The sequence below is a fragment of the uncultured Nostoc sp. genome (assembly GCF_964247315.1).
GTDB lineage: Bacteria > Cyanobacteriota > Cyanobacteriia > Cyanobacteriales > Nostocaceae > Nostoc.
The window spans coordinates 7,555-19,517 of sequence record NZ_CAXTTT010000053.1 but is presented as its reverse complement, the minus strand read 5'-3'; the positions used below and the strand labels follow the sequence as shown (position 1 = coordinate 19,517).

At 43.5% G+C, this 11,963-nt stretch carries 10 protein-coding genes; 8 read left to right on the top strand and 2 right to left on the bottom strand.

Going from position 1 to position 11,963, the window contains the following annotated elements; translation table 11 throughout:
* The 6 genes from ACFE93_RS17090 to ACFE93_RS17065 form a co-directional block, all read left to right on the top strand.
* The coding region (locus ACFE93_RS17090; RefSeq protein WP_375474452.1) for a BamA/TamA family outer membrane protein at positions 1 to 1,998 on the top strand (1,998 nt) is incomplete at its 5' end.
* Between the two features lie 203 nt (positions 1,999 to 2,201).
* Positions 2,202 to 3,059, top strand: coding sequence for a UDP-3-O-acyl-N-acetylglucosamine deacetylase (gene lpxC / locus ACFE93_RS17085; RefSeq protein WP_375474450.1), 858 nt, complete (start codon positions 2,202 to 2,204; stop codon positions 3,057 to 3,059).
* Between the two features lie 74 nt (positions 3,060 to 3,133).
* Positions 3,134 to 3,664, top strand: coding sequence for a 3-hydroxyacyl-ACP dehydratase FabZ (gene fabZ / locus ACFE93_RS17080; RefSeq protein WP_375474448.1), 531 nt, complete (start codon positions 3,134 to 3,136; stop codon positions 3,662 to 3,664).
* Between the two features lie 312 nt (positions 3,665 to 3,976).
* The gene (lpxA, locus tag ACFE93_RS17075) at positions 3,977 to 4,795 is read left to right on the top strand and encodes an acyl-ACP--UDP-N-acetylglucosamine O-acyltransferase (RefSeq protein ID WP_292744931.1); all 819 of its coding nucleotides are present in this window, start codon (positions 3,977 to 3,979) and stop codon (positions 4,793 to 4,795) included.
* A 218-nt stretch (positions 4,796 to 5,013) separates the two neighbouring features.
* Positions 5,014 to 6,180, top strand: a complete 1,167-nt coding sequence (lpxB, locus tag ACFE93_RS17070; protein ID WP_375474445.1) for a lipid-A-disaccharide synthase — start codon at positions 5,014 to 5,016, stop codon at positions 6,178 to 6,180.
* Positions 6,181 to 6,335: 155 nt separating this feature from the next.
* Positions 6,336 to 7,589, top strand: coding sequence for a DNA cytosine methyltransferase (locus tag ACFE93_RS17065; protein WP_375474443.1), 1,254 nt, complete (start codon positions 6,336 to 6,338; stop codon positions 7,587 to 7,589).
* Between the two features lie 34 nt (positions 7,590 to 7,623).
* On the opposite strand, the gene ACFE93_RS17060 is transcribed toward ACFE93_RS17065, so the two are convergent.
* Positions 7,624 to 8,589 carry an aldo/keto reductase gene (locus ACFE93_RS17060; RefSeq protein ID WP_375474441.1) on the bottom strand — a complete coding sequence of 322 codons (966 nt, stop codon included), beginning with the start codon at positions 8,587 to 8,589 and terminating at the stop codon, positions 7,624 to 7,626.
* 550 nt (positions 8,590 to 9,139) lie between these two features.
* On the opposite strand from ACFE93_RS17060, the gene ACFE93_RS17055 reads away from it, so the two are divergent.
* Positions 9,140 to 10,096 carry a helix-turn-helix domain-containing protein gene (locus tag ACFE93_RS17055; RefSeq protein WP_375474439.1) on the top strand — a complete coding sequence of 319 codons (957 nt, stop codon included), beginning with the start codon at positions 9,140 to 9,142 and terminating at the stop codon, positions 10,094 to 10,096.
* A complete protein-coding gene (locus ACFE93_RS17050) occupies positions 10,045 to 11,214 on the top strand; it encodes a PepSY-associated TM helix domain-containing protein (RefSeq protein WP_375474437.1) in 1,170 nt (389 codons plus the stop codon). The genes ACFE93_RS17055 and ACFE93_RS17050 overlap by 52 nt, the downstream gene beginning before the upstream one ends.
* A gap of 89 nt (positions 11,215 to 11,303) precedes the next feature.
* Here ACFE93_RS17050 and ACFE93_RS17045 read toward each other — a convergent pair.
* Positions 11,304 to 11,963: energy transducer TonB (locus ACFE93_RS17045; protein ID WP_375474435.1), on the bottom strand; the 660-nt coding region annotated here is incomplete at its 5' end.

The following is an 11,963-nucleotide window of genomic DNA, read 5'->3' as shown; positions in this document are numbered from 1 at the left end:
GGCACTACTCCCAGTCCGCAGAATGTTAATCCACCGACAACTCCGGATAATACTCCATTCCCAGGCACTACTCCCAGTCCGCAGAATGTTAATCCACCGACAACTCCGGATAATACTCAACCCAACACAGCCCCAGAAGCCAATGACCCCCGCGTACTGGTATCGGAAGTAGTAGTTAGATCCCAGTCTGGCCAACTATCACCAGAACTGGAAAGCCAAGTTTACAGAGTAATTCGTACCCAACCAGGACAAACCACAACCCGCAGCCAACTGCAAGAAGATATTAACGCCATTTTTGGTACTGGCTTCTTCTCCAACGTCCAAGCAGCGCCAGAAGATACCCCCTTGGGAGTGCGGGTGAGCTTTGTTGTGCAACCTAATCCCATCCTCAATAAAGTAGAAGTGCAAGCCAATCCTGGAACTGGTGTCGCTTCTGTACTACCAGCTAACACTGTGGATGAAGTATTTCGGGAGCAGTATGGCAAAATCCTCAACTTGCGTGACTTACAAGAAGGCATCAAGCAGTTAAACAAGCGGTATCAAGACCAAGGTTATGTACTAGCCAACGTGATTGGAGCGCCACAAGTCTCTGAAAGCGGAGTTGTTATCTTACAAGTAGCAGAAGGGGTAGTAGAAAACATTAGAGTCCGGTTCCGCAACAAAGATGGTCAAGAAACAGACGAGAAAGGACAACCAATTCGGGGACGGACACAAGATTACATCATTACACGAGAAGTGGAGTTGAAGCCAGGACAAGTATTCAATCGCAACACAGTGCAAAAAGACCTACAGCGCGTGTATGGACTGGGACTGTTTGAAGATGTGAATGTGTCCCTTGACCCAGGTAGTGACCCCAGCAAGGTGGATGTAGTCGTGAATGTAGCTGAACGCAGCAGCGGTTCTATTGCGGCTGGGGCAGGGATTAGTTCAGCTAGCGGACTTTTTGGAACAGTAAGTTATCAACAGCAAAACCTGAACGGTAGGAACCAAAAATTGGGGACAGAAATACAGGTGGGAGAACGGGAACTACTGTTTGACGTGCGGTATACCGACCCCTGGATCGCAGGAGATCCTTACCGGACTTCCTACACAACCAATATTTTCCGCCGCAGTTCTATTTCGTTGATTTTTGATGGTCAAGATGAAGACATTAGGACGTTTAATCCAAATAATCCCACCGATGTAGATTCTCAGGATCGCCCCCGCATTCTCCGTCTAGGTGGTGGTGTCACCTTTACCCGTCCCTTGTCTGCCAATCCTTATAAAACTTCTGTCTGGACTGCCTCAGCGGGTTTACAGTATCAACGAGTTTCTGCCCGTGATGCTGATGGCAATCTCAGAAGAACAGGAGCGGTATTTGATGATGATAATGGAAACCGCATCAGTGAGGAAATTCCACTGACTCTCTCTAGCGGCGGTCAAGACGATTTACTACTGTTTCAAGTAGGGGCACAGCGCGATCTCCGTAATAACCCGCTGCAACCCACTAGCGGTTCTTATCTCCGCTTTGGAGTCGATCAGTCAGTCCCTGTAGGGTTAGGCAACATCTTCCTAACCAGATTGCGGGGTAGCTACAGCCAATATTTACCCATTAAGCTAATTAGCCTCAGCAAAGGGGCACAAACCTTAGCATTTAACCTGCAAGCAGGAACCATTATCGGTGACTTGCCTCCCTACGAAGCTTTTACCCTTGGGGGTAGCAACTCCGTCCGGGGTTATGAAGAAGGAGCATTAGGTAGTGGACGCTCTTATGTGCAAGCATCAGTTGAGTATCGGTTTCCAGTTTTTTCAGTAGTCAGTGGCGCACTATTTTTTGATCTAGGCAGTGACCTGGGAACTAGTACTAGGGCCGCTGAAGTGTTGAACAAAAATGGCAGTGGCTATGGTTATGGTCTTGGCGTTCGCGTCCAGTCTCCACTGGGGCCAATTCGGATTGATTACGGTATCAACGATGATGGTGATAGCCGGATTAATTTTGGTATTGGCGAAAGATTTTAATTAGTCATTAATCATTAGTCATTGGTCATTAGTGAATCATAAAGGACTAATGACAATTCTCTTTCCTAATGAGCTTGCTAATTTTTACATTTACCTCAATACTGTTCCGATAAAGGGATTAATGAGATTTTTCGGGGAATATCAGGGATTTTACCAAAACAGACGATGAACAATACTAAAGGAAATATATTAATTTTTCAGCTATGCGACAGCACACTCTAGCAGCCAAAATCACCCAAATAGGGGTGGGATTGCATAGCGGTGTGAATACCCAAGTGCGGATACTACCAGCTGAGGCGGGAAGTGGACGCTACTTTGTGCGGGTGGATTTACCGGATTTGCCGATAATTCCAGCCCAAGTTGCGGCAGTTAGTCACACTATTCTCTCAACTCAGTTGGGTAAGGGTGAGGTATGTGTTCGTACGGTAGAGCATTTGTTAGCAGCACTTTCGAGTATGGGCGTGGATAATGCCCGAATTGAAATTGATGGCCCAGAAGTCCCACTTTTAGATGGTTCAGCAAGTGTGTGGACAGCCAATATTGCCCAAGTTGGCCTAGTCTCACAACCCGTTAACAATCAAGTTCAGGCTGTTACAGAACCAATATGGGTCTATCAAGGGGATGCCTTTGTATGTGCCCTCCCAGCACCAGAAACCCGCTTTAGTTATGGTATTGATTTTGACCTACCTGCCATTGGCAATCAATGGTATAGTTGGTCACTAACTGCTGAACTAGGAAAAACTTCTGCTAGCTTTGCTACGGAAATTGCTCCTGCTCGTACTTTTGGGTTACTGCATCAAATTGAACACTTACAAAAAACAGGGTTAATTAAAGGTGGTAGTTTGGATAATGCCCTCGTTTGTGGCCCAGAAGGCTGGCTAAATCCACCGTTGAGATTTGCAAATGAGCCAGTCCGTCATAAAATCTTGGATTTAGTAGGAGATTTGAGTTTACTAGGGACTTTTCCTCGTGCTCATTTTTTAGCGTATAAAGCCAGTCATAATTTACACATTCAACTTGCTCAAAGAATTTTAGACTATGGGATTAGAACTAAAGCCTAAAATCTAGGATTATTAAGGCTTTGGATATACGCCTGCCTACTCAACTTTTAGATAAAAAATCAACTACACGGCCAATGTCAATCCTTACTGAAGTGAATACCATCGATACGACTACACCTACATCTACCGAACCACAGGCGATAAATGAAATTACAATCAGTTCTGAGATTAAAACAACTTTTACATCCGAAGAAATTCAGAAATTGCTACCCCACCGCTATCCATTTTTACTTGTAGATAAAATAATTGACTACGTACCAGATGAAAAAGCTGTTGGGGTTAAAAATGTCACTATCAACGAACCTCATTTTCAAGGACATTTCCCTGAACGTCCACTGATGCCAGGGGTGCTAATTGTTGAAGCAATGGCACAAGTTGGAGGCATTGTCCTAACTCAAATGTCTTCGGTAGCAGGCGGGCTGTTTGTCTTTGCTGGTATCGATAAAGTCCGCTTTCGTCGCCAGGTCGTGCCGGGGGATCAACTAGTAATGACGGTGGAACTGTTATGGGTAAAACAACGTCGTTTCGGTAAGATGCAAGGTCGTGCCGAAGTTGATGGTCAACTTGCTTGTGAAGGAGAATTAATGTTTTCTTTAGTTAGCTAAAAGTTTGCTTTCGTGGTATAGGCATAGCCGTGAAATGCCCCTACTGAATCCTGAAACAGGATAACAGTTAAAAGATATCCACAATAGCATCTGATAATTTCTTGATTTTCGCCGCCCTCTCTACGAGACGCACTCACAAACACACTTAACTTGCTTTGCCCGACACTTTCGTTCACTGAAATATTTCACACTCAACAACGCCAGTCGCCTCAATGAGGCGGTAGTCGGTACAACTCTCTTAACCAGAGTAACGCGCTGCCTCAAAAACCCCGCCTGGCGCTTGATTATTAAGACAGTTCTGGAGATTCACCCTTGAAAACGCTAATTCATCCAACTGCTGTAATTCATCCAAAATCGGAACTCCACCATACAGTGCAAGTCGGTGCCTATGCTGTGATTGGAGCGCATGTCAAAGTGGGCCCTGAAACAATAATCGGCGCTCATGCAGTGCTAGAGGGGCCTTGTGAAATTGGGGCGCAAAATCAGATTTTTACAGGTGCAGCCATCGGCATGGAACCCCAGGATCTGAAGTTTGTAGGAGAACCAACCTGGGTCAAAATTGGTGATAACAACTTAATTCGTGAGTACGTTACCATTAACCGCGCTACCGGTGCTGGTGAAGCGACGGTAATTGGTGACGGTAATCTTTTGATGGCTTATGTCCATGTGGCTCATAACTGCGTCATTGAAGACCAAGTAGTGATTGCTAACTCTGTGGCGTTGGCTGGTCATGTCCATATAGAATCACGCGCTAGACTAAGTGGGGTTTTAGGTGTCCATCAATTTGTGCATATTGGTAGACAAGCAATGGTGGGAGGGATGGCACGTATTGACCGGGATGTGGCCCCATATATGCTGGTGGAGGGAAATCCAGCGCGGGTGCGAACCCTCAATCTTGTCGGACTCAAACGGTCTGGTATGGACTCAGCAGATTTGCTTATGCTGAAAAAAGCCTTCCGCATTCTCTATCGTTCTGATTTGTCTTTTAAAGATGCTTTGGAACAGTTGGAATTGTTAGGAGATAGCGAAGAATTGCAGCATCTACGACGCTTCTTGCTACTTTCTCAGATGCCTGGAAGACGTGGCTTGATTCCTAGTAAAGGGAAAAAAGGCGCAAGTGATGAATCGTGAGATGTAAGATATATTATGTCTGTCGAATTACCCATAATCAAAGCACTCCATCCCCAACCCCTCCCCGCAAGCGAGGAGGGGAGCAAAAGCGTAGCTGGTGGGGTGGCATTATAAGGAATTGTGGTTAATTTTCCAGACATCATAATTTATGAGTTATGAGTTGATGAATTGAATTTTTAACTCTTAACTCCTCATTTTGACTAATTACCAATTATCAAATGCGGATATTTATCAGCACTGGCGAAGTATCTGGCGATTTACAAGGGTCGCTGCTAATTTCAGCGCTGAAGCGTCAAGCTGCGGCGATTGGGTTGGAATTAGAGATTGTGGCGCTGGGTGGCGAAAAAATGGTAGAGGCTGGGGCAATTTTGCTGGGAAATACCAGTAGTATTGGCTCAGTGGGTATTCAAGAAGGGCTGCCTTATATTTTACCGACTTTTCAGGTACAACGTCAGGCGATCGCTTCCCTAAAACAAAATCCACCTGACTTAGTGGTGCTAATCGATTATATGACTCCCAATCTGGAAATTGGAACTTATATGAAACAGCATCTACCAAATGTGCCTGTGGTGTATTACATCGCTCCCCAAGAGTGGGCTTGGTCAATAAGTTTGCGTAGAACTAAGCGGATTGTTGGTTTTACAGATAAGCTGTTGGCAATCTTCCCACAAGAAGCCCGTTACTTTCGCGAGAAAGGCGCAAAAGTTAGTTGGGTGGGACATCCTTTGGTTGACCGAATGCAAGATGCTCCTAGTAGAGAAGCAGCTCGTGCAACACTGGGGATTGCACCAGAAGAAATTGCGATCGCACTCCTCCCCGCCTCTCGCCGCCAAGAACTAAAATATCTTTTACCAATTATTTTTCAAGCGGCCCAAACTATTCAAGCTAAATTACCTGAAGTTCGTTTCTGGATTCCCCTATCGCTGGAAGTCTATAGACAGCCAATTGAAAAGGCTATTGAGCGATACGGTTTGCGGGCGACAGTTCTATCAGATCAACACAAGGAAGTTTTTGCCGCAGCTGATTTAGCCATTAGCAAATCTGGTACTGTCAATCTAGAGCTTGCTCTGTTAAATGTGCCACAGGTTGTAGTTTATCGCCTCAGTCGTCTGACTGCGTGGATAGCTCGGAAAATCCTCAAAGGTTCTATAACCTTTGCATCGCCACCTAATTTAGTAGTGATGAAGCCGATTGTACCAGAATTTTTACAAGAGCAAGCCACACCAGAGAATATTATCCAAGCAGCGATGGAACTGTTACTCAATCCCAGTCGCAGAGAGCAAACTTTGCTAGATTATGAAGAAATGCGGCAAAGTTTAGGAGAAGTTGGGGTTTGCGATCGCGCTGCTCAAGAAATTCTGCAAATGCGACCAAATAATTCGTAATTCGTAATTCGTAATTAAAGATAGAGAATCAATCAGTTTATTTATGAGTAAAATTAAGTGCGAACCACCTGTTTTGCCGAAACCCGTATTTCTGCCATAATTACAAATTACGAATTAGAAATTACGAATTAGACTGGGGTGTCATGGCTTATGAGATGAAAAAGCAAAGAGCGATCGCAGTTGACTTATTTGCTGGCGCGGGCGGTATGACTCTTGGCTTTGAGCAAGCTGGTTTTGATGTGCTGGCGTCTGTGGAAATAGACCCGATCCACTGTGCAACACATGAGTTTAACTTCCCTTATTGCTCAGTGTTATGTAAAAGTGTTGTAGAGACAACAGGGGAAGAAATTAGGAATCGGTCTAAGATTGGCGATCGTGAAATTGATGTGGTAATTTGTGGCTCACCATGTCAAGGATTTTCTTTAATTGGTAAACGGGCTGTTAATGACCCGCGAAACTCTTTGGTGTTTCACTTTCATCGGCTGGTTTTTGAGCTAAAACCAAAATTCTTTGTGATGGAAAATGTCCGGGGGATTACAGTTGGCGAACATAAACAAATCCTCCAAATATTAATTAGTGAATTTCAAATATCTGGCTATAAAGTAGAAGAAAATTACCAAATTATCAACGCTGCAAATTACGGAGTACCACAGTCTCGCGAAAGATTATTTCTAATAGGCGCAAGGGAGGATATAGAGTTACCAAAATATCCTCAGCCGATTACTAAACAAGCTTTGCTAAATAATTTAAATTCTAAAAAAACATCTGACATTCCATTGAGTCCTACAGTATGGGATGCAATTGGAGATTTACCTGAAATAGAAAAATATCCAGAGTTACTAACAAGAGATTGGGTTGTTGCAGATTACGAAAAGCCTAGTAACTATGCTCTTGTACTTCGCGGTATCAAATGCCTAGATGATGATTATTCTTACAGACGAGAATATAATTTCCGAATACTTTCTTCAAGTTTAAGAACAAAACATTCTGCAGAAACTGTTAAACGTTTTCAGGAGACTCAACAAGGCGAGAGAGAAAAAATTAGTCGTTTTTATAAGCTACATCCTGGTGGTGTCTGTAATACTTTAAGAGCCGGAACAGATAAGTATAGGGGTTCTTTCACATCTCCTAGACCGATTCATCCATCTACGCCGCGCTGTATTACCGTCAGGGAAGCGGCGAGATTGCATTCTTACCCTGATTGGTTTAGATTTCATGTAACCAAATGGCACGGATTTCGACAAGTTGGTAATTCTGTACCACCTTTACTAGCAAAGGCTGTAGCGGGAGAAATTATTCGCAGTTTGAATATTTCGCCTTTGAAGCCGAGTTTACAATACAAGTTGCCAGAGGAGAAGCTATTACAATTCAATATGTCGCAAGCGGCACAATATTATCAGTGTGACTAGTAAGAATACACTTTGTAATATGTGCAAGGTCGGGCTAAGTCCAAGCACGGAAGAATGTACTATCTTCCCAGATATTAGCAGCTGCCAGTGCGATCGCTGTCAATTCTTGCTCCTTCAGGGGTACAAAAGCCCGCGCTATCTTGACATTATTCTCTAATTGTGCAACTGTCTCTGCTGCAATCACGCAACAATGAACTCCAGGCTGAGACAGTGTGTAACCTAAAGCTTCCTCCATACCTGTCAACCCACCTGATTTAAACAGCCGACCATAAGCCGGGACTTTCATCGCAATCACACCGACATTTTTTTCTAGAGCAACTGGTAAAACTACCGGAATAAATGGACGTGGGTGGTGTTTGTCGGCAGCATTCACAGGAATCAGTGCAGTGTGGAAAGGATAGCGACGCAACCCTTCGGCAATTACTTGAGGGTCGTGATGTCCGGTAATACCAGCAAAGCGCACCAATTTTTGTTGTATGGCTTCTTCTAAAGCTTTAATTGCACCAGATGGACTAAAGATAGTGTCGAGTTCTTCCGAAAAAGAGACGTGATGCAACTGCCACAAATCGAGATAATCTGTTTTGAGACGTTTAAGCGATCGCTCCAATTCTCGCCATGCACCATCCCGATCTCTTTGATCAGTTTTACTTGCTAGAAACAGCTTTGAGCGATGGGGTGGTAGCACTTTACCTAAATAATCTTCACTTGGGCCATAACTAGGTGCTGTATCAAAATAACGAATGCCAAGTTCCAGCGCTCTTTGAATAATTGCCGCAGCATCACCCTCTTTTCCTTCCCAGGATAGCGGCGTTTGTCCTGCTCCTCCTAACCCAAAAATAGGCAGTTTTGCTTCTGTCCGTCCGAGTAAGCGTTCTGGTATAGTTGCTGGCGGTGTTGCGGTATTGATAGTATTTTGCTGTAAGGTATTAGTTGCCACAATACCTCCTGTCACAGCAATGCTGGTAATTAGGAAATTACGCCGCGTCTTTGCTTCTGTCATGATTGGCTTTGGGTACAAAATTACTTTTATTCTAATATCTTAGCTAGGGAAAATTAATCTGATAAAGCGCGGCAGGTAAGGCGATATTGACCGAAGAACACTCATGATACAAGCCCCTAAATTTATTTATGGAGAACAGAAAAAATGTACTGAAGAGACGCAAAGCGGAGGCAGCCGTGTGGGCGGGTTTGCCGACTTGAACCGACTGCCGTCGAGAAATACTATGTCCTCTAACTCAAGCCCCCTAAATTTATTTATGGGGATTATTAATGCATGAATTTTGAATTTTGAATTCCTCGTTCGCGTAGCGTCTCGCAGAGAAGGGGTTGACTCTACTGTTTATATGATAAATGCGATCGCCTGCTCAAAAATTGTGTTTCCGACCCCAATTTTTAGCTATATTTTAAGTATTATTGCGTATTGACAAATGCTATCCGACCTTAACATTTCACCGCTCGTGGTGTACCTGAGTTCTATTATCAACTAGTTAGAAAAAAATAAGATTATTTTTTAATAAGCTTGAAAATCAACTCGATAATATACTGCAACAATGACAATTACTCTTTCAGCCTCAGACTATGATGAACTATGGGAGCAAAGCTGGCAGAATACCCATCGTCTCTACCAATCAGACGACTTCGACGATATCTTTGATTACCCTAAACAGTTAGGAACAGGATACAGGCGATTAATTTGGCTTCAGGATGGGTTCTGGCTTCGCGTTCGGGAATTTGAATGCCGAGAATCTATTCGTTGTGATGATTATGAAGAAGAATGGACGGCATCAGTGCTGACATTTTTTATTTGCGGCGATGCTGGAGTAGTGATTCATAAGACAAACGACTACTTGAACGAAATTGCCGGACAGAATTGTTTCGGATTTGGCTCCGGTATGGAGACAGAAGAGTGGCCTGCCAACCAACGAATTTTCAGAGTCCAGATTTGCATGGAGCCTTCTTTTCTCAAATCCTATGGTAGCGCCCAGCTTGACTCTCTGCCATTGCAGTTAAAAAATTTGATTGAAGGAAACAAACAGGAAGATTTCAATCTGCTGGGAACAACAACTCCAGCGATGCAGTTAGCAATTGGGCAGATTCTAACTTGCCCTTATCGGGGATGGATTAAACAGCGATATCTGGAAAGCAAAGCCCTAGAATTATTAGTTTTGTACCTAGAGCAAACGGTCAAGCGCGAACAGGGTTTAAATTTGGTCACAAACCTCAAGCCTACTGATATTGACCGCATTTACAATGCTAAAGAAATTTTACTGCGACATTTGGATAATCCGCCATCTTTATTAGACTTGGCAAAACAAGCTGGAATTAATCATAACAAGCTCAAGCGAGGCTTTCGTGAAATTTTTGGCACAACTGTATTTGGCTATTTGCACGATTATCGCATGGAGAAAGCACGGCAGTTGCTTTGTGAAGGTAAGTTGAGCAAGGAGTATTCTTCATGCACTCAAAAAAACTCCGAGACTTTGTGTTTAAGCTACACCGTTATATAGGGTTAGCTGTAGGTCTAGTTGCGATTATCATCGGTTTAACGGGTAGTTTATTAGTCTTTCATGATGAAATTAGTGAATTTTTATTGTATCGCCAAATTGGAACAATTATTCCTAGTGGCGAACGCTTGCCTGTAGAAATTATCCTCAATACGGTGAAAAAATCCTATGCAAATCAACCCGATGTCAAAATTGATCGGATTTATATATCTGCAAAGCCAAATGCCCCTGCGGTCGTTGTTCCCAGGAAACAGGAAAGCGATTTAGCTGAACTTTATGTCAATCCTTATAGCGGAATAATTATTGGTAATAGTCAGGAAATTTTTTCGGAAAAATTTTTCTACGTTGTCTATGAACTCCACTACAGTTTGTTAGCAGGCAAAACTGGATATGCGATCGCTGGGATTGCTGCCTTATTGATGTGTATCCTCAGTATTACAGGCATCCTCCTTTGGCCTGGTTGGAGAAAATTGCTCAAGCTCAACGGCTTCAAAATCAAACTTGATGCTCATCCAAAACGAGTTAACTTTGATATTCACAAAGTGGCAGGCATTGTTACGGCTATATTTATTGCTTTTACAGGCTTCACTGGTTTCTGCTGGAATTTCTCTGATTTCACTAACCCGATAATTTATGCAGTGACATTTACCAACAAGTCAGCATCGGAACCAGTCTCGAAGCTGATTCCAGGTAAAACCCCATTGGAACTGACAGACCAACTAAAAACTGCTCGTGCTACGTTCCCAAATGCTATGCTGGGGACGATTTATTTTCCTCGTAAACCAGAAGATGCTTTGAACATTCGCTTTAAATTGCCCCAGGATGATGATGAGAATGGGCAAAGCTATGTTTATCTCGACCAGTACAGTGGTAAAGTGTTGCGAGTGGATAACATATTAGAGATACCGTTAGGTGATCGCATTCTTAATTCTTTTACTCCCCTCCACTACGGCACTTTTGGCGGATTACCTACGCGCATCCTCTATGTCTTTGTTGGACTTGCACCATTAATTTTATTTATTACTGGCTTTGTGATGTGGTGGTATCGCAGAAAATCTACAAGCAAATTACTTAAAGAAGCGATATTTATAGAAACCTTAAGCAAAAACGCTCAAAAGTAGAAAAGCGATGTTTACGCACTCCTGACTAGTCTAAACTCCAGTTAAGACAAAAGACGCACATCCATATTGAATTAATTGCTTGCCTGTTGTTAGTCACCGTCCCCCGATAAATTTAGCTGCCCATAGACATTGATATCAAATGTAAATTGAATAGGGAGCTGGTTACTGGTATATCCTGTGGGCAAAGGTGCAAAGGGTGCAGCTCGCTGTATAGCGTTGAGCGCTGCTTGATCGGTGACGCTGAATCCAGAGGTTTGTGCGAGCTGGAGATTGCTTAGTTGCCCGGAACGGTTAATAGTAAAGTTAAGTACTGTTCGCCGGGAAGACTGGCTCACTTCTGGTAGCCACTGCTGCTTGACTTGTTGCTGTAGTTGGTTTAAGTAAGAGGTGATATCTATATTTTGACTGCTAGCATCAATACCAGAAGGAGCTTGGTTATCTCGGTTGGAATTAGGTAAGGCTGCCAGATAATTACCGCTAAAATTCCGACTAGATACACTCACAGTACCACCCAGCAAGCTTGCTGCACCTGTTTTCAGAGATGACTGAGCCATAGGTGTTCGCCTACTTGAGAGTTTTCCTGACTGGCTTAACTTCTTAGGATTAGGTACTGGTGATGTAATAGCAGGTGCAAGCGCTGTTTTTCGGGGTAGGACTGACGATGGCGTAGTATTAGGCGCTACTGCTATTTTTTTAGGTTTAGCTGCTAATGGTATAGTTGGTCTTGCGATCGCAGTTGGCTGTGGTTT